We start from the raw sequence: 19,511 nt of genomic DNA on the forward strand, positions 1-19,511 counted from the left end.
AAGTACCATGCCAAACATGAATCGTCGCGAGAGTCTGTTCCGTCTCGGAACGTCGCTGGGTAGCGTGGCTCTTGCTTCGTTGCTTGCCGATGAAGCAAGGGCCGACGAGAAACCCAATCCGCTCGCCCCCAGAAAGTGTCACCTCCCTGCCAAGGCGAAGAACTGCATCTTCTTGATGATGGAAGGTGGGCCGTCGCACATCGACACCTTTGACCCGAAACCGTCGCTGGCGCAGTTGCACCTCAAAGAGTTCACTCGCGAAGGCGTGCAGAAATCGGCGATGGAAAGCGGCAAACGCTATTACGTCCAGAGCCCGTTTCCATTCGAGAAGCACGGCGAGAGTGGCGCGGACATGGCTGAGAACTGGATGCATCTTTCAAGTGTTGCCGATGACCTCTGCTTTTTTCGCGGTTGCCAAGTCGATAGCGTCAATCATCCAACCGCCATGTACCAGATGAACTGTGGCAATCGCTTCGGCGGTGATCCAGGACTCGGCGCTTGGGTGACTTACGGGCTAGGTAGCGAAAACCAAAACCTGCCTGGCTTCTTGGTCCTTCCCGAAGTTTCCTATCCGCAGGGAGGGGCTGCCAATTGGAGCAACGGGTATCTGCCGGCCTACTATCAAGGTACGCCGCTGCGGCCCAAGGGGTCGCCCATTCTTGATTTGCAGCCACCGGCCGGTGTCACTCCGGAGCGGCAACGGGCGAACTTGGACCTTCTCAGCGAAATCAATGCCCGGCACGCAGTCGAGCATCCCGGCCACGATGATCTGAGTGCCCGAATTGAAAGCTACGAGTTGGCTTTCCGAATGCAAATGGAAGTACCAGAGGCGATTGACATCTCCGGCGAGGATGAAAAGACGTTGTCGATGTATGGCATCGGCAACGCCGCGACCGAACCCTTTGGTCGCAAGTGCTTGCTCGCTCGCAAAATGGTCGAAAAAGGTGTGCGATTTGTTCAACTCTACAACGGATCATGGGATAGCCACGACTACATCCATCGGGCACACGGAAACCTTGTTCGGGGCGTAGACCAACCCATTGCTGCGCTCATCAAAGACCTAAAACAACGAGGACTTTTGGACAGCACGCTGATCGTCTGGTGCGGCGAATTTGGACGCACCCCAGATAACGGTGTCCGTGGTGGAGTCGCCTACGGTCGTGACCACAACCCCAATGCGATGACCATTTGGATGGCCGGGGGAGGGTGTAATGCGGGCCACACGATTGGAGCCACGGATGAGACGGGAATGACTGCGGTCGAAGAAGTGCATCACGTACGTGATTTCCATGTTACGTTGCTGCGTCTGCTTGGCTTGGATGATAATAAGCTGACGTATTATCACGCGGGGCGTTTTAAACAGCTCAGTCAATTCGGCGGCAAGGTGATTGATGATTTGATCGCGTAGCAACTTGTCCACAACGGTGACCGTGGCCGGTGGAAGACCACGCTGCCTCGCAAACGACTGCAGGGTGCTCATCCGGCGGAAGCGTGCGCAGGAGGTTTTCGAGGCATCTCTCCGGTGTCCAATCATTGCTGGCAGGAGCTATTTTCACTTGTTATCGTGCAGTTGCCGGTAGAAACGGAGTCGAGCTCTGCAGAGGTGCAACTTGACAAGGGATATCCCGGTCGACGGTGCGCCAAGGGTGCTACCGGTTCCCGGCGGACGACCGACCGTCGGGGACTCTTTTCTAAGAGATCATTGGACACCGGAGCCATACCTCCAAAAAACCTTGAGTCTGGGTTCCGCGCGCTTCGGTCGGATGAGCCCAAAAAACACAAACAACTTGAGGGCGTGATGCGTGTGATCCATTGCTGCGGCTTGACGACGGTGTTCCTCAGTCTGGTTTGCTGCCCAGCGACATCTGCTGACAAGCCCCTCGGAGACCCACGGGCACCCTTCGACCTATTCGCAATTGATGTTCCCCGATTGATTGCTCCATTCGACGAGTCACACATCGTTTCGGATCCGGCGATCATCGAGGCGTCATTTCACCAGATGGATACGACGCCGCACCTTGCCGTGCCGAATGACTGTGAAGCCTATTATCTGGAACCTGAACACCGAAATAATGCACTGCAGGGCTATCGGATCATCGGTCGCAAGCCGGCCGGGAAACGGATTTCGGGAAGCATTTTCATCGGTCGACGTCATCCGGACACGCCAAGCCGAAGCGTGCTGGCGAAGTTCGATTTTGAAGTCGATGCGGTCCCAACAGAGAAGCCGGAACCCGATGATTTCCATCGCGCCAAAGGACGTCACTTTCAACGCTTGTGGTCGGAAGAAATGGCCGGCAGCGCGATGTTCCGGCACCTGGCAATGGAGTCCTTGGCAATACCGCTCAATGCGCTGACACGACAAGTAGGGGCGGGGTTGATTGACGAGGTTGCGATCACGGGCAGCGATCCGTACTTCCGCACGGGAACCGACCTTGCCATTTTGATGCAAACCCATCAGCCCGCGATCTTGCACCCATCGATTTTGGCGCAAGTGAAGATGATGATGCGAACCACCGCAGAGGGAATGGAGGTCATGGCACGCGTGAACTTCGCAAGCGGCGTCCGAAGAGCGAACCGGATTGCATGGAGCAATTTGCCGATCTTAAACCATTTGCGAGGACGGTACCCAGACCGAGATCCAGCGAAGGTCGATGAAAGATTGTTTGGTGAACAGCTATTCGAGCCGGCCGGCGGCCGCTACGTTTGGTCTGAGGAACGTGGCACGTTTGTTTCGACGCTGCACGGCTACCACTTGGAACCAAAAGCAGGTCCAAGCCCCCCAGCGATTCTAAGCCCAGGCGAAGAGATTCAGACCAAGCTGTCATTCCAAGACGAGGGATTGCGAGCCCTGCTCGAAATCGGCCTACCGGCGGACGCAACGGAGTAGCCATCGGCTCGGCTATCGCCGTCTCCATGAGGCCGGTGGTCGAGAAGTTTCAAGCGTCTCACCATCGGAGTATTGGCTCATCAGAGGGCTGTGCGTCACGCCTCATGATAGGCAATGCTCGCGAGCATCCCACAGGCTTGGCTAAGGGATAGTCCCATCGAGTCTGTTTCGTATCGGGGGCGTAGGGCGCACCGTTGATCGTGATCCTCGTTTCCGTGGAAATCGGGCCAAACGCCTTGATCCGAATCGGCGTGCCCTTGATCGTCACCTGAATCAACGAATCGGCGGCTTCGGGGTGCAGATGAAACAGGGCACCGTTGGGAGTGTCAATGCTGCAGTCTTCCAGCACGACCGATTTCTCATAGCGACCGGCTCGAGCCACCAGCGTCGCCCCCGCGGGCCCTCGCCCCACGTTTCCGTAGATCTTGACATTGCGAAAAATGCCCTTGGCACCACTGCCATAGCTGCCCCATCCAAATTGAATCGGAACCGAGTTGATGCCCATCACGATCGTCGTGTGGGTGACCGTGACATCGTTGTAGACTTTGATCACATCGTCACCCACATCAAAGTGACATTGATCGATCGTGGAGCCGGGGCCACCTTCGAAACCGTCACTGTGATTGTGATAACCGGGCCGTGTCTCGAGGAAATCACACTGGCTGAGGTGTACTGGGCTATCACCACCGCGGATAAAGAAACCCCGTGGATTCTTGAACGTCAAATTCCGGACCGTAATCGTACCGTCACCGAAACCTTGAATCGTACAAATTTTGTATGCCTTGATGTCGTGATTCTGTGGCCACGCTTGATGGTACGTGCCAAAGAATCCAGAGTGCTCGCGGTTCACCCCTTCGATCAAACAGTCACCATGTAAATGCAAGGCACCGTCTACCATCACACCGTCGCCAACAACGACATGGGTAATGGAGGGAGGAACATTCCAGATAAACCCGCGATTCGATTGATCAAACGCAATCACACCCGATCGCTTAAAAGTAAGCTTGTTTCCTTCCAGCAGAATTTCGCCACTGTAGTGTGTGCGAAGCTGCTCGACCGAGTCGATTTTTGGATCAAGCGACCGTCGTTCACCGTGACATGGAGTACAGAACGTGAAGGTCAGGACGACAAAAAACGCAAGGAAGCGATGCATAGAAAGAGGCCCTGAACTTAGCGATAGAGAAAGGGGGTGTCCTACGCGATGGGAAGCGGCACGTAGTCCTGTTGCAAAATTATCCACCGATGCAGATTGGCATTCAGCGTTTGTTCGATCTTGGCATAGGCGGGTTGTGCGTCCGTTAACATGATGAGTAAATGGGGGAGGCTCCTCCGCCAGCAACACACCGGGCGTTAACATGTGTGTTAAAGCAAACATGGCGGCGAAGACCAATCATCGCGACTGTCGATTCATCTGCATCAAACCACCTTCCATTGCATCGTGGAGGAATCCAAGGGATTATGCCAAACAGCACCAATGTTAGCCACTGGATCGATCAGGTCAAACTTGGCGACTCGGTCGCAGCCAATCAGCTCTGGCATCACTACTACGATCGACTCGTTCGCATGACTCAAGCGAAACTGCGAGGTCAGAACCGTGGCGTTTCGGACGAGGAGGATATCGTCCTCAGCGTCTTCGAGAGCTTCTATCGGGCAGCCGAACAGGGACGTTTTCCCGATTTGGCGGGCCGCGATGATCTTTGGCGGTTGTTGTTGAAGATGTCTGCTCGAAAAGTGGTCGACAAGCGACGGCACGACCAGCGTCAACGCCGGGGCGCGACGGCAAAGGTCCAGCCGATTCATGGCATCGGTGATGAACAAGCGATGATCGAAGTGATTGGTAACGAACCGACGCCGGAGATGGTGCTGATGATGACCGAATCCTTCGATCAGCTTCTGAAACTCCTTGGCGACGAGCACGTTGGTGGTGGGCAGTTGCAAGAAATCGCGATCGGAAAGATGGAAGGCCATTCCAACGCCGACCTAGCCGAGCGAATGCAGTGCTCGGAGCGAACGATCGAACGTCGGCTCAATCTGATTCGTGAAAAGTGTCGCCAGGAGTTAATCGATCGCGATGAACCACCGACTTGAAAAACAGGGTCCCGTGCTTCGCTTAAAGGCATCGCTGCGCTTCGCCCACGGCTACCCTCTTTGACCACGTCGTGGTCGTCATCCTTGGTTTGACTCATTTCCTAAGTTAGACGCTCTGTCCGACGTTGCCCACTCGAAACAATCTATTTTCGACCTAGCCGATCGAGCGTGTTTTCGTAGAACGGCACCATCTCGTTGCTGCTGGTGATGCTGGTGTTTAAATCACGCAACCGGCCGTCGTCGAGCGAGTAGATCCATCCATGCACGGCGAGCGATTGGCCGCACCTCCATGCTTCGCGAACGATCGTCGTGCGGCATACGTTCATGACCTGCTCAACGACGTTCAATTCACACAACAAATCACAGCGGGCTCGCGGAACTTCGATTTCATCAAGTCGCGATTGATGAATCCGGACGACGTCCTGCAAGTGACGAATCCAGTTTTCACTGAGTCCCAGTTCCTTGTTGAACAGCGCTGCCGAAACACCGCCGCATCCGTAGTGGCCGCAGACGATGATGTGTTCGACGTTGAGCACTTCAACCGCGAACTGCATGACCGACAAACAGTTCAAGTCGGTGTGAACGACCAAGTTGGCGATATTGCGATGGACAAAAAGTTCACCGGGATCGAGCCCTACGATCTGGTTCGCTGGAACGCGACTATCGGCACACCCGATCCACAAATACTTTGGGGACTGCAAGTGCGAAAGACGCTCAAAAAATTGAGGATCCGCCTCAACGCTGCGGGCCGCCCATGCTCGGTTCTTGTCAAAGAGGTCTTTTAGCAAACGCACAACGAATCCTCCAGTGGAAAGTCTTTAGGAACGAGCGGTTATTCCGTGTCGGATTCGAGCACAGGCTTCTAGCCCGTGATGGCTGGCAGCCTGTGCGACGACATGTATTGTCCGTTCGTTGCTTAAGAGGGAAGCCAAGGCGACAACGTCTCGTCAAGTTGAGTCCGCAGTTGTTCCATCTGATCGCGACTGAGCCCTTGGCCGATCAAACTCGCAAAGTGCAACATCACAATCACAAGAATGCTAATCGGAACCAGCATCAATGCCCAAGGACGATCATTCATGAACCACTGAACATACCCCCATACGGCGCCTCCGAAAATCAAACAGGCCATCACGAAATAGATGAACATGAAGAAGGTCCATATTTCTGGACGAGGAGAAAAGCGTCCAAAGAGCTGTGAACCGGTTTCGGTATCGCTAACCTGAATCGACAAATGAGGTGACCAAAAACGGCGTTGAGCTGGATCCACCGAAAAATCCGCGCAATGGCCCGCAGCCTTCGCGTACTTGAGCGACTCACGCGTACGGATCGAATCGCCTATTTTTTTGATTGCGTCATCGGCGCCAATCGGCAAATCCACCTGAAAGGTGGGCTGCATCTTCAGCGAATTCACCATGCATCCTCCCCCCACTCGCGTTTCAGTACCGACAAGACTTAGAGACTGCTCTTTGCCGCGTAAACCTCGGCGTATTCAATCGCCCACGCATCGATCATTTTCTCGAATGCAACTTCATCTGCCTCGGAAATGGGCACGAAATGGTTGCGGTTGAAAAGTTCGCGGTTCATCACGGTGCCTTTCCCACGCAATTCCAAGACCTGCAAATCGCTGTAAGCGGGAATCGCAATTTCCAAGCGGCTGTACTGATTGCTGCGCCGACCCGCTGCAATGCGCAGATCATCGCGATAGCATGCCGAACCCCATCCCGTTTCTCCGATTAGCGATTCAACACGAAAGCCCGGGAAATGGTCCGCGACGCGGTGGATCGACTTCTCAATCCGTTCCGACAGCGACAACCGCAGCGAACTGTGCATCCGCTTCAATTCTTCGGCCGTCAATTCTTGCTGCCGCTCGGCCGATACCTTCTGCGACGCTCGGTGCTTTCCTCGCTCGATCGCCGACTCTAGCCTTGCGTTAAAATCGTCACTCATACTTGATACGTCGGCTCGTTTAGGCAGGGGAATCCGTGGGCGGCGACTTCGGCTGACCCTCCGCGGCCGCTGGCTCAGAAACCGCGGCTGGGGGTGCACTCAAAGGCGCCTCGGCGTCAGGGACCGTCGGTTCCGCAGCAGGGGGTGGCGAATTCGCAATCGAGGTTGAGGAGTCGGCCCCAGCGGCCTCGGTCACGGGAGCCTCGGTCACGGGAGCCTCGGTCACGGGAGCCTCGGTCGCGGGAGCCTCGGTCACGGGAGCCTCGGTCACGACATCACTCGTCGGTGCTGCTTCGGACTTGGGTTCTAGCTTCTTTTCGGGTTCTGGCTTCGACATGAACTGCATCAAATCACCGAACGAACGGAGCGGCTCGGCACCCTTTTTCATCGCATCCGAAATCGGTTCCACCGGTTTGCTGCTGACGACGCGATACGATTCGGGTTGTTTTTCACGTCCTCGGCCGCCACCACGACCGTCTCGTCCGCGGTTGTCACGTCCACGTCCTCGCTCGCCACCACGCCCCGAACCACCACGGCTTGGCGCTCGATCGCGTCCGCCAGCCGACCGGTCGCCCGAGCCGGATGAACGTGAATCCCCGGCCCTTGCGCCCCCGGGCTGACCGCCGCCGCGCTGCTGCGAGTCATTGCCGCCACGTCCTCGTGCCTGTCCGCTTCCGCGTGGAGGTCCACCTTGGCCGCGAGCGTTTCCTTGACCTCTTGGGCTGCGCTGTTGGCGCATTTCCTGAATTTCGGCCTCGCGTTCTGGTGAAATCGCACTGAGGGCTACGCGACGACGCTTCTCGTCGATGCCGGTCACCCAAGTCGTGACCACGTCACCGACCTGGACCGCTTCATGCAAATCCTCGACGAACCGATCGGACACCTTGCTGACGTGAATCAATCCGCTGCAATCCGGCGCCAACTCGACGAAAACACCAAACGGCATCACGCCGACAGCAACCCCAATGACTTGGTCACCCGGTTTCAATGTCTTGAGCGAAGGAACCGAAGACAAAACGCCGTGGGACACGCCATAGGAAACATCAATGTCGCCAAACGGATCACAAAGCCAACGTACCAACTGGTACGCTCGTCGATATCCAATCTGCCATTCCTTGACACACTTGTCGACCTTTGCCTTATCCGGCAGCGGTCGGCGAACCGCATCGGGTTCGGCACTCAACTGCCCCGGGTTCTCCGCGGTGACTTCAGCATCTGGGTTTGATGACTCCGGTGCATCGGCATCCCCAACACTCGATTCGCTTGGGGCCGCTTCACTACTTAATGAAGCATCCACCGTTTCCAAATCGGTCGCAGTGGTATCGGCTGCTTCGGTCTGCGGCTCCACCTCGTCCGCCGGTGCATCGCCGCTGACCGTTGTCTCTTCGGCTGCTGCCTCTTGGGGCGCGGTATCCTCGGGGCCAAACGGTTTCTCAGCAGCGGTGGTCTCGGTTTCACTGATTGAACCAGCGCCGTCGTCCGCCGAACCCGCCGCCGACGCTTCGTCGGTTCCGGGTTGTCCCTCCGCGGATCCCTCAGCCGCCGGCTTGGATTCCTCGCTGAAATCAGGAGGCTCGTAACCGGGGGGTGCCGAAGGTGGCATTTCCACTTCGAGAGCAGCGGCCAACTTCTTTGCGAGCGGATAGTCATCGGGATGAATCAGCGTGCCATCGAGCGGTTCATCGCTCCCAAAGACACGCAAAAATGGCAGAGCTTGGCGAAGGGAGGCAGCTTCGGGCCAACCTGACAAGGTGCTCAGTTGATCGCGCGAAGCAAACAACGCGTTTCGACGTGTTTGGTCGATCGCTTCGGCAACCGCTTCGGTCACCCCTGGCAGACGACTCAACCATGATGGAGGTGCCGAATTCACATCAACGCCACCTCGCGACGCGCCAGAAACGATCACATCATCAAGAACTTCCAACAGAGCGTGATCGGACAATTCGCGTTGGAAAGAGCCCAACCGCAACTTGAGCGGATCCACTTTGGCGATCGCCTGTGCAGGTTGAATGACCGAGAACGCCACCCATGACGCAGCACGGAATCGGCGCGGCGTCGATCGCATCTCTTGATCCGCGATCGGGCTGCCTGCGTAAGCGTCCGCCCCGCTGCGATCGGCCAGGGTCCAGCGAATCGAGTTTTCGGGTGATTGCTTGATCAATTCGCTAATCGCAACCAAACAGCCACGCCGTGCTGGACCGTTGCTGATGACGATCAAATCGACGTGGTAGGTGTGGATCAGCTCACCCATGCGAAGTACCGCCTGCGATCGCATTGCGGCTGACAGCTGGCAGGGCAAATCCTCACAATGCAACAAGCGACCGTCGCTGGAAACGATCGAAGCTGCTGCCGTGCGCGGCCCTACCGCGTCAATCGACAAAATGACTTTGGCTTCCACGCCACCACGATTGACTTGGCCACGCAGGTGGTCCGCCGCGATTCCAAGCAACCGTCCCGAAGCTCGTTCTTGCAATTCATCCCACCAGGCAGCTTCTGCAGCCCCGCGGATGTCCGCCTCGTTCTCGACAACGACGTGTTGGAGTGTATCGCCGAGTCGCGAGTTGATTCGCGATGCCGTGTTTTGGAGTTCCTCAACCAACTTGTTTGCGTCGTATTCAAACGAACACTGAGCGACTTGGCTTCGCAGTGCACGCGCCAGCATGACGGTTTGAAACGAGCTGAGTTTGTTTGCGACGATCCGTTTGCCTTCGAGCGGTTTCAGCACGCTCATCAACCAACGCCGCCGCCGCTGACGTGGCGAAACTTTTTTCTGCTTTTTGGGCGAGGTGGGTTTTGCCTTTGAGGGATCAGGCTTTTTCGCCGTGATTTCCTTCGCGGAAGTGATCGGCTTGACCACCGCAGGAGTCTCGGCTGCAGCAGGAGTCTCGGTTGCAGCGGGAGTCTCGGTTGCAGCTGGAGTCTCGGTTGCGGCTGGAGTCTCGGTGGCGGCTGGAGTCTCGGTGGCGGCAGGAGCCTCGGTGGCGGCAGGAGTCTCGGTGGCGGCAGGGGGTTGCGCGGTCTCCGCTGAGGGTTCGGTCACGGCCGCAACGGGGTCCACACTTTCAGCTTCCGACTCTGCAGCATCGGGACTGGCAGCATCGGGGCCGGCAGCGCTCGTCACATCCGCCGCCTCGGCCGTTGGCGGAACATCGGCAGCCGATTCCGTTACGGCAGCCGGCTTTGCCGACGCCGATACGATGGAAGCCGTCGTTTCTTGGGTATCTTCGGCCTTTGATCCGTTGCCCTTTGTCGGAGAATCGCCGGAATTGGAGTCGCCTGGTGACGCGTCGTCGCTACCGATATGCGGATCGCTGATCTCGGCGACGTGAATTCGAGCGTGCTTGCTGAGCCACTGGACCGCGGCGTTGATCATTCGCGGGTCACCCGCGAGCCGACGCGCGAGCGATTCTTCAAGATTTCCGATCGCTTCTTCGGCCTTCTCAAGCCCATCGACCGCTTCGGCAAGCGTTTGGAAATCGTCGCTATCCCCTTTCTCGGGATTCAGAACCCGCACCGCCAACCTGGTCCCTGGATCCACCGCCTGGTTCGATTCCAGTTTGATACGGCGCGCCAGCCGTTCGAGCATCCGCTTGCTATTGGCTTTTTCAATCGCACGACCGAGCGCCGGATCAGCTAACGGGGTCGCTTTCCAATCGGCGAGCAGCTCCGTGCGGCGAGCGGCCAGCATCTTTTCCGCTCCGACCGCCTCTGCGAGCGCCCACAGGCTCGCTTCATCGAGCCCACCGAGTTCATCGCGGCGGTAACGTGCCAGAAATGGCGGTGAATAACCCTGCTCGATTAAGGGCAATGCAATTCGTAAATTCGTTTCCTCGCAACGCCCGCGTCGGGCAATTGCTTCTAGATCGACAGTCATCGCAAGTCGGTCTCATTCATAGGTGCGATTCGTTAGCCACAAGCGTGCGTTCCATCCACGCCAGCAGCAAAGCAGGTCGCCCGAAGCTTGGAAAACCAGCAGCTGGATGTTTCACAGCGGTACTACTGGCAGTTTGTTTCACAGGCCGATTGCAACTCGACCTACCGCGGAGGGCGAAGATAGCGCCGAAACGCGGAAATGTCAACCAGCCAGCGAGTCAGGAAGGCAGCAAACCGGTGCCGAGCGGCGGGCAGAAGCGAACTGGAAAAATCTACGAATTTGGCTCAACCCTCCTAACCCGCAAAGTCGATACCAGCAGGGGAGACATCCTTTGCTGGGCATTCCTAGCTTGCCTTGCCGTGGAAACGCCAAAGTGTGTACGTCTTTCTTAGCACCGAGTTGAACCGTCCCGCTGTTTTTCCTGGCCCTCGCCGCGAAACCAACCTGATAGCCGAAAACTGATGCCAGAATCGAAATTCCGAGTTATTTCCATCTCCACCAAGGCTGACCGCCAACAACGAGAACTTGATCGTTTGACGGGCGTCGCAGCCCCAAGGACCGTCGATGTCTCGCTCAAGCAACTCGTCCCGTTGCTGATGGACGCGGCTCGGTCGAAGCGGACCTGGCTCCAAGATTTCGCCGATGACTCGGTTCGTATCGACTCGGACCTGTATGACGTGCTATTAGCGTACCAGCACTATTGCCGCCAAGAAGCGGCTTAGCCATGAACGGTTGAAGAGGTGTTACGTATTTCACACCAAAAGTACCTGGCACCTCTTTTACCGCAAGATCCTTAGCGGATCGGTGATGCCCGGAAAAAGGCTCACCCCCAAGAGTTGACTCATCCCACGAAGGAAAGAGACAATGCGTTCGATCGCTGTGATTAACCAAAAGGGTGGTGTTGGAAAAACCACCAGCTCCGTCAATCTGTCGGCTGCCCTTGCCGATCGTGGCCATCGCGTCTGCTTGTTGGACCTCGACCCACAAGCTCACGCCTCGTTGCACCTTGGTATCACGGCCATCGATGGCGAGGCAAGTATGTACGAAGTGCTATGTGGTGACGCCTCGATGGCTCAAGCGCGGCGCCGAGTCAACGACCGTCTGTGTGTCGTGCCTTCGAATCTGGACCTCGCAGCGGCTGAATTGGAATTGGCGGGTGAAGTTGGACGCGAAATGATCCTTCGCGACAAGCTTGAAGATGACGACGAATCGTTTGACTACTTGATTCTCGATTGCCCGCCAAGCTTGGGCGTCTTGACCGTCAACGCACTCGTCGCGGTCAACGAGGTCTTCTTGCCGCTTCAACCCCACTTTTTAGCGTTGCACGGGCTGAGCAAGCTGCTCCGTACCGTTGAAGTCGTTTCTCGGCGTTTGAATAGCCACTTGCGGCTCTCGGGCGTGATGCTTTGCATGTATGATTCGAATACCCGGCTGGCAGCCGAAGTTAGCACCGACATCACCGATTTCTTTCTTGCCAGCAAGGGATCACGCGAGTTTTATCGGAGTGCCAAATTTTTCGAGACGCGGGTCCGCCGCAATATTCGACTCGCAGAGGCTCCCAGTTTCGGTCAGTCGATTTTTCAGTACGCACCGGACAGTAACGGGGCGGTCGATTACCAATCGCTGGCCGAGGAAGTTATTGCACAAACCTCTACCGCGACGGGCGCCGCCGTCAAAGCAGCCGCATAAGGTGCTGCTGGAATTCGCGCATCCGCGTGCTGACGAGGGGGCACGGCAGCCTAACGCATGCACTCTATATTTGCGTTGACTTCAACCGCTCCATTCGCAGGAGTGTATCGACCGTTTTACGAAGCACCGAATCGGGAAGCCGGTCGTTGTGCCCCATCTGCTCGACTTCGATCCATTGCTTGTTCTCGGAGCCGACAGAATCGAACAGCCGGGAAGCATTCTCGATCGGGAGGATTTCGTCGCTGCGACCATGGATCTGGATTAACGGCCCCTGATAGGTTCTCAACCGCTCGACCGAGTCAAATCGGTTTCGCATCAGCAAGCGTACCGGGATGAACCAATACATCTTGGCTGCGACATCGACGGTGGAATCAAACGTGCGTTCCAGTATCAAGGCCTTCGCACTGCCATCGGCTGCTACGGCCGCAGCGCATCCGCCGCCCAGCGATTGACCATACAGAATGATTTCGTCCGGTCGCTTCTCGTAGCGGCGACAAAGGTAATCACGCGCAGCAATACAGTCCATCACGACGCCCTTTTCGGTGGGCGTGATGCGGGCGCCATCAAATCCACGGTATTCGGCCGCCATCACCGTCGCGTTGAAGTTGCGGGCCAGCCGTTCGATAAGACGATCTTCCCAAATCGCCTTGGTCGCATTGCCATGAAAGAACAAGACGATACGATCACCTTTGCGGCGTTCCAGCAGCCGCCCCGACAGCGATACGGCCGCAGCCGATTCATAGTGAACCGTCTCGATCGCAGGACTTGAATTCAAGCTCCTGCTGGTATCCGCGTCCATGTAGGCCCCTGGGTAGACCAACCGCGTTTCCATCGCGACAAGCCCCGCACAGAGGATCCCGTAGGTGATCGCCACCGTCCCGGACGCGGCGCGAACCTTACGCAACAACGAGCCCCGCTTGGGCTTGGTCTGGGATGGGGAATCTGTCATGGGCAAACTCGAGAACACTTAGATACACAATGTTACAAAAACGATAGGGCGAGAACGACGAGGTCTCACCGACTTCTGACTATGATAGGCTATCCGGCTCGATTTGCCCCGTACCCTCTTCTGTTGCGTAACCGTCTATTCATGAGAACCCTGGTAAAACTGATGCTGCTACTGCTGGTGATCGGCGGTGCTGTGGCGGCAGCGTACAAACCGGTGCGGCGGTATTGGAAGGAGCGAAACCGAGTCAAATGGGAGACCGACGAAATCGTCCGTGGCGACATCACTCGTTTTGTGACGTCGACAGGCACGATCCAGCCGGTACTCAAAGTTTCCGTTGGATCCTTTGTATCCGGGCCAATCGTGGAGCTGAATGTCGATTTCAACGACGATGTCACCGAGGGTGACATCATGGCCAGAATCGATCCGCGGCTCTTTATCGCGAATGTTCAACGCGACGAAGCCACTTTGACGACACGTGAAGCCGAAGTCGAACGGGTCGAGGGCCAGTTACAACAAGCACTGAACAACTACAAACGTGGCCAGAATCTCCGCGAGCGCAACGAAGCGTTTTTGTCGGATCGTGAAATGGACGCACTGGTTTTCGAAGTCAAGACGCTGCAGGCTCAGCGTAAGCTTGCCAAGGCGTCGGTGTTGCAGGCGCAGGCGACGCTCGACAATTCCAAAGCAAACTTACAGTATTGCGAAATCACCGCTCCGGTCGACGGCGTGGTGATCGATCGCAAAATTGATCCGGGACAGACCTTGGCGGCTGCATTTCAAACCCCCGAGCTGTTTGTCGTGGCCCCCGACCTGCGGAAAAAAGTACATGTGTTCGCCTCGGTTGACGAAGCGGACATTGGCATGATTCAAGAAGCGAAAGAAGCGTCTCGACCGGTTGAGTTCACGGTGGATGCCCACCGGGATGAACTCTTTCACGGCGAGATTGAACAGATTCGGCTCAGCAGTGTCTCGACGCAGAACGTGGTGACCTATCCGGTGTTGGTTGCCGCGTCGAACACGGATCTGAAACTATTGCCGGGAATGACGGCGAGTATTTCCTTTGCCGTCGATTCCCAAAAGGACATTCTGAAAATCCCAAATGCTTCGCTGCGCTTCTACCCGGAAAATGTGGAGTGGGTGCGAAGCGAAGACCGCAAACTGCTTGATAGTTCTCGTTGGGCCAGTCAAAAAGAGGACGACGAAAACCCTGAAGCGATTTCGGCTGGCGAGAAAGCGGATGCCCGACGCCGCAACAATCAACGACACGTCTGGGTGGTTGAAGGCGAGTTCCTGCGAGCTGTTGAGGTAACAACCGGATTGACGGAATACCGATACACCGAACTGGTTTCGGGCGATTTAAAAGAAGGTGATCAGTTGGTCACGGGACAGGAAACCTAATGACGTTCCTTGACACGCTTCGAATCGCAATCCGTGCGTTGCTGAAAAACAAGATGCGAGCGGCGCTGACGGTGCTTGGTGTGGTAATCGGCATCGCCGCCGTGACGACCATGGTGTCGATTGGACAAAGTGCGAGCACTCTGGTGCAAAATCAATTCTTGGCACTCGGAACCAACGTGATCTTGGTGCTTCCAGGAAGCACTGAACGAGGCGGGGTCCAGCAGGCGGGTGCGCCGACGTTGACAGCCGACGATTCCGTCGCGATTGGTCAACAATGCAGCACGGTCCTCGCATCGTCACCGGTCCTTTGGTTCGGAGGGCAAGTGATCTATGGAAACTCCAATGCAAACCCCAAGGAACTGCTCGGCGTTGGGGCCGACTACCTGACCGTACGCAATTGGGACCTCGAAGCGGGTGGTTTCTTTACGCTGGACGAAATGGACTCCAGTGCCAAAGTTTGTGTCATCGGCCAAAGCTTAATTTCAAAGCTGTTTCAAACCAGCAATCCAATCGGAAAGCAAATCCGTATTCAAAACATTCCCTTTCGTGTGATTGGTGTTTTGGAGAAGAAGGGTGCTAACATGGTTGGCGACGACCAAGACGACCTGATCTTGATGCCACACACCACGGTCAGCAAACGGCTCTATGGATCAAAAATGCAGAACGTTCATGCGTTAATGGTTTCGGCGCGATCGCCAAGCCAAATGACTGCGGCGACAAAGCAAATCCGACAACTCCTTTACGAACGGCATGAGATTCCGCTTGGTGAACCGGCTGATTTTCAGGTTCAAAGCACGACCGAAATCGCAGCGATGCTCGGCATCATCACGGGAACCTTGACGCTGATGCTGTCTGCGATCGCCGGTATCTCGCTGCTTGTGGGCGGCGTTGGAATCATGAACATCATGCTGGTGAGTGTCACCGAGCGAACGCGAGAAATTGGAATCCGCATGGCCATTGGCGCTCGAGGCAAGGATATTCTGCGGCAATTCCTGATCGAGTCGGTTGTGTTGTCGAGCATCGGAGGGGCGATTGGGGTCGCGTTAGGTACAGCGGCATCGGTCGGTGCAACCATGCTAATCAACGAGTTGAGTCCCGCACAGGATTGGCCAATCATCGTCTCACTGCCAGCGGCGGCCGTGGCAATGGTGTTTGCTGCCGCAGTCGGCATCTTCTTCGGTTATTACCCGGCTCGGCGAGCCAGTCGGCTCGACCCCATTGATGCCTTGCGATATGAATGATGGCGTTGATTGAACTGAGAGATGTGCGGCGAGTCTATGATCTTGGCGAAGTCAAAGTACACGCCTTGCGCACCGTAACCTTGGACATTGAACTCGGTGAATACATCGCGTTGGTCGGCCCGTCCGGTAGCGGAAAATCGACATTGATGAACACGCTCGGGTGCCTCGACCGACCCACGCACGGCAGCTATTTGCTCGACGGCGAAGAAATCGTCACGATGACGCGAGACGAACGCGCGAAACTTCGGAATCGTCAATTGGGGTTCGTGTTCCAGAACTTTAATCTGCTCAACCGAACCTCTGCACTCGAAAACGTCGAACTGCCACTGATGTACGCTCGGGGTGTGTCGGCCCGAGAACGCCGCAGTCGAGCTAAAGAGATGCTGACGAAGGTAGGACTCGGCGACCGGCTCTATCATCACACCAGCCAGTTGTCGGGCGGGCAACAACAACGCGTCGCCATTGCTCGAGCCCTTGTCAATCGCCCTTCGATCTTGATGGGGGACGAACCCACCGGCAACCTCGATTCGAAAACCAGCCGGGAAGTGATCGAGTTGTTTCGCGAACTGAATGATACGAATCAGATCACGGTGATTTTGGTCACACACGACCAAAACGTCGCACGCAACGCTCGGCGGACGATTGTGCTGCGTGATGGAGAAGTCGTCGAAGACACGACCGACTTCCATCGCGTGGTGGACGCATTGAATGTCGACGAATCGTAGTCGTGTCGGAGTTCCTGTTTCCATCTGCCCCAGAATGCTAGCGGGCCAAAACGCAAACTCTAACGATTTGGCACAACCGCCACAAACCGAACTTCTGTAACCGAACGTACACGCCGTCGTTCCGGTCGTAGTGGCAAAACCGGCACGGATCAATCTCGGGGCACCATCGACCGAATCCGAAGGACATGAACATCTCGCAATTCGGTCGATACGGTTTGCTTTTTGCTATCATTCTTTCCCATTCCTTTCAAGTGAACCTTGCTGAGGAAACGTGGACGGTTTGGCGGAAAGAGCAGCAGCGTTTGCAGGTGCGTGATCCGTCCCAGATGAGACAGGTGGCTGCACCTTTGACACCACGTCCGCCCACGTTGTCGGATCTGCAAGCGGATCTCCCCACGCGTCAGCTTCCACTGAACGAGGCGATCAACATCGCCTTAGCCAACTCGGAGGTCGTTCGGTTTCTCACTGGCGTGACGGCAAGCACGAGTGGTCGGACAATCTATGACGTGGCGATTACGAACGCTCGCATCGACCAAGAGCGAGCTGCGTTCGACCCGCAATTGCAGGCGAACAACAGTTGGAATCGTACGGAGGACCCGATCGCGGTTTTTGATCCCCTCGATCCGACTCAAGCGATCATCGGTGGGGGACGCAACGATCGTTACGGATTCGATTTTGGGCTATCCCAAAAAAACCTGTTGGGAGGCACCTCAGCATTGGCGTTACGATCCAACTCAAATCGTTTTCAGCCGGGAACCTTTCCCCTGAATCCGTCGGATCGCACGGCGACGGAATTCAGTTACACCCAGCCGCTACTGAGCGGTGCAGGGATCGCAGCGAACCAGGTACCGATTGTGTTGGCGCGTATCGATACCGAGCGATCGTTCTTTCAGTACAAAGACAGTGTTCAGCAATTGGTGCAAGGTGTGATCGAAGCCTATTGGTCGCTGGTGTTTGCCAAGACAGACCTGTGGGCTCGAGAACAACAGGTCCAACAGGTCACGTTCGCATTCGAGCGTGCTCAGGCGCGCGTCGATGCTGACGATGCCAACATCGGGGACCTCGCCCAGACGGAGGTGGCACTCGAAAATTTTCGGGCAAGTCTCCTGGTCTCCCAAGCAAATGTGCTGCAGCGACAAGCCGCGCTGATGAACATCCTCGGGTTACCGCCTTTCGAGGCGGTGCGGATGATCCCCACGACCCCCATGATGGACGAACCGGTCGAGATCGATTGGAACGCAATCAATGAAATGGGCCAACGGCAACGGCCCGACATCATTGAACTGAAACTGGTCTTGGACGCCGATCGCCAAAGGCTGCTGTTGGCCAAAAACCAGGCGAGACCGAAGCTTGAGGGTGTCGCCTTGTATCGTTGGAATGGTTTGGAAGGAGAAGTGCCCGCGGGGAATCGAATTCGATCTGGGGATGGCCAGTTCAACGACTGGGCACTCGGAGTGAATTTTTCGGTGCCGCTCGGGCTAAGACGTGACCGGGCGCTACTGCGTGCTCAACAACTGATTCTGCGACGGGACCAAGAGAACTTGGAACAAGGCTTGCATCAAATGCAACATCTGTTGGCGGTCAGTCTGCGAAACCTCGATCAATACTATGCACAATACGAACGGTTCCAAGCGGTCCGCCGAGCCGCTCGCGTTAACCTTGACGCCCAGCGTGAGCGTTATCGCACCGGCAGTTTGAACTTCATCGTTGTCTTGCAGGCTATCGTCGATTGGGGAAATGCCGTCAGCTCGGAAGCCCAGTCGCTGGCACAATACAACACAGGGCTTGCCGTGTTGGAGCTACAAACCGGGGCGATTCTCGAATCGCACGGGATTGTCTTTTTCGAAGAACGCTTTGCCTCCATCGGACCGCTCGGAAGACTCGGGCCGGATCATTGCTATCCGTACGCACGACGTCCGAGCGATAGCATCAGTCAATACCCCAGCAGTGACCAACCCTCCGAAGAATACTTCAATTTGGTAGATCCGATCAAACGAGACGGAGACGCCGAATCGGAATCCGAACGCACAGAAGGCCCAAGGAAACATGACTTGGAGGAAAAGGTCGAGTTCGAACAAATAGATGGCCAGCAGGGTCCGATGACAGATGAAGAAATCGACGCCCTGTTGCCCGAAATCCAATCGTCACGTTCCTTTTCCGATTGGCTCAAGCAAGCGTTTCGACGCTAGAAGCTTGGCGAAGGCTGACGCTACCGGCGAGCGTTGAAATCAACGCTCCTTTCTTTCTTCAAGCTTCCGCATGTAAGAATGGCATTCGACGCAGCGAACGGTCATGGCAACGTACCCCAGCGTCGCGCGGCTCATGTCTTTCTCTTTCGCGGCGTCGACGATCAATTGAGCGGTGCGTTGGAAATCACGGCTTTGCGTCGTGTACTCTTCGGTCTGCACGACGTTCCAGCCACTTTCCATGCTCAGCACTTTAAGGGCACTCGCATTCGTCAGAATGGCGTCGTAGTCTTCCATCGTCAATCCTTCGAGAATCGCTTTGGAATGATCCAACTTCATGTGCATTAACGGGACGACTATTTTAGGGTTTGCCCTTTTTTCCAATGGTTTCGCTGGTTGGTCGGCGGGACCGGTTGGCGGGACGCTGGTGGCCGAGCGCCAGGTGAAGCAAGCAAGCGAGACGACGACCAAGGTGACAAGCGTACGGTTCATGAGAGAGTCTTTTGAAAAAAGGGCCTCAGGGCGTT

At 56.2% G+C, this 19,511-nt stretch carries 16 protein-coding genes; 9 read left to right on the forward strand and 7 right to left on the reverse strand.

The genetic code is table 11. The features are described 5' to 3' along the window. Positions 1–7: 7 nt before the first annotated feature. Positions 8–1,408: a DUF1501 domain-containing protein gene (locus tag Poly41_RS13520; RefSeq protein WP_146526710.1), complete on the forward strand. Its 1,401-nt coding sequence runs from the start codon at positions 8–10 to the stop codon at positions 1,406–1,408. A 390-nt stretch (positions 1,409–1,798) separates the two neighbouring features. Further along, a complete protein-coding gene (locus Poly41_RS13525; RefSeq protein WP_146526711.1) occupies positions 1,799–2,887 on the forward strand; it encodes a hypothetical protein in 1,089 nt (362 codons plus the stop codon). Positions 2,888–2,945: 58 nt separating this feature from the next. On the opposite strand, the gene Poly41_RS13530 is transcribed toward Poly41_RS13525, so the two are convergent. Next, positions 2,946–4,040, reverse strand: a complete 1,095-nt coding sequence (locus Poly41_RS13530; RefSeq protein WP_197231314.1) for a glycoside hydrolase family protein — start codon at positions 4,038–4,040, stop codon at positions 2,946–2,948. A 305-nt stretch (positions 4,041–4,345) separates the two neighbouring features. Here Poly41_RS13530 and Poly41_RS13535 point away from each other — a divergent pair, with 305 nt between their 5' ends. Then, entirely contained in the window at positions 4,346–4,975 is a 630-nt protein-coding gene (locus Poly41_RS13535; RefSeq protein ID WP_146526713.1) for an ECF-type sigma factor, read from the forward strand. Between the two features lie 143 nt (positions 4,976–5,118). Here the strand turns inward: Poly41_RS13535 and can are convergent, their stop codons facing one another. From can to Poly41_RS13555, 4 genes are all read right to left on the reverse strand, one after another. Continuing rightward, positions 5,119–5,769, reverse strand: coding sequence for a carbonate dehydratase (can, locus tag Poly41_RS13540; protein WP_146526714.1), 651 nt, complete (start codon positions 5,767–5,769; stop codon positions 5,119–5,121). Positions 5,770–5,891: 122 nt separating this feature from the next. Beyond that, entirely contained in the window at positions 5,892–6,389 is a 498-nt protein-coding gene (locus tag Poly41_RS13545) for a hypothetical protein (protein ID WP_231615642.1), read from the reverse strand. Between the two features lie 38 nt (positions 6,390–6,427). After that, positions 6,428–6,922 (reverse strand): hypothetical protein, encoded by a 495-nt coding sequence (locus Poly41_RS13550; RefSeq protein WP_146526715.1) that lies wholly within the window; start codon positions 6,920–6,922, stop codon positions 6,428–6,430. Between the two features lie 19 nt (positions 6,923–6,941). Beyond that, positions 6,942–10,796, reverse strand: coding sequence for a S1 RNA-binding domain-containing protein (locus Poly41_RS13555; RefSeq protein WP_146526716.1), 3,855 nt, complete (start codon positions 10,794–10,796; stop codon positions 6,942–6,944). Between the two features lie 461 nt (positions 10,797–11,257). Between Poly41_RS13555 and Poly41_RS13560 the strand changes: the two genes are divergently transcribed. Further along, on the forward strand, positions 11,258–11,518 hold the full coding sequence (locus tag Poly41_RS13560) for a hypothetical protein (RefSeq protein WP_146526717.1): 261 nt from the start codon (positions 11,258–11,260) through the stop codon (positions 11,516–11,518). A gap of 142 nt (positions 11,519–11,660) precedes the next feature. After that, positions 11,661–12,485: a ParA family protein gene (locus tag Poly41_RS13565; protein WP_146526718.1), complete on the forward strand. Its 825-nt coding sequence runs from the start codon at positions 11,661–11,663 to the stop codon at positions 12,483–12,485. A 64-nt stretch (positions 12,486–12,549) separates the two neighbouring features. On the opposite strand, the gene Poly41_RS13570 is transcribed toward Poly41_RS13565, so the two are convergent. Beyond that, positions 12,550–13,434, reverse strand: a complete 885-nt coding sequence (locus Poly41_RS13570; protein ID WP_146526719.1) for an alpha/beta hydrolase — start codon at positions 13,432–13,434, stop codon at positions 12,550–12,552. A gap of 141 nt (positions 13,435–13,575) precedes the next feature. Here Poly41_RS13570 and Poly41_RS13575 point away from each other — a divergent pair, with 141 nt between their 5' ends. The 4 genes from Poly41_RS13575 (at position 13,576) to Poly41_RS13590 (ending at position 18,987) form a co-directional block, all read left to right on the forward strand. After that, a complete protein-coding gene (locus Poly41_RS13575; RefSeq protein WP_197231315.1) occupies positions 13,576–14,832 on the forward strand; it encodes an efflux RND transporter periplasmic adaptor subunit in 1,257 nt (418 codons plus the stop codon). Beyond that, positions 14,832–16,073 carry an ABC transporter permease gene (locus Poly41_RS13580; RefSeq protein ID WP_146526721.1) on the forward strand — a complete coding sequence of 414 codons (1,242 nt, stop codon included), beginning with the start codon at positions 14,832–14,834 and terminating at the stop codon, positions 16,071–16,073. Before Poly41_RS13575 ends, Poly41_RS13580 begins: the two co-directional genes overlap by 1 nt. Then, positions 16,070–16,798 carry an ABC transporter ATP-binding protein gene (locus Poly41_RS13585; protein ID WP_231615643.1) on the forward strand — a complete coding sequence of 243 codons (729 nt, stop codon included), beginning with the start codon at positions 16,070–16,072 and terminating at the stop codon, positions 16,796–16,798. Before Poly41_RS13580 ends, Poly41_RS13585 begins: the two co-directional genes overlap by 4 nt. 185 nt (positions 16,799–16,983) lie before the next feature. Then, positions 16,984–18,987 (forward strand): TolC family protein, encoded by a 2,004-nt coding sequence (locus Poly41_RS13590; protein ID WP_146526722.1) that lies wholly within the window; start codon positions 16,984–16,986, stop codon positions 18,985–18,987. A gap of 39 nt (positions 18,988–19,026) precedes the next feature. Here the strand turns inward: Poly41_RS13590 and Poly41_RS13595 are convergent, their stop codons facing one another. Beyond that, positions 19,027–19,476 (reverse strand): hypothetical protein, encoded by a 450-nt coding sequence (locus Poly41_RS13595; protein WP_146526723.1) that lies wholly within the window; start codon positions 19,474–19,476, stop codon positions 19,027–19,029. Positions 19,477–19,511: the final 35 nt, after the last annotated feature.

Source organism: Novipirellula artificiosorum, from assembly GCF_007860135.1.
Lineage (GTDB): Bacteria > Planctomycetota > Planctomycetia > Pirellulales > Pirellulaceae > Novipirellula_A > Novipirellula_A artificiosorum.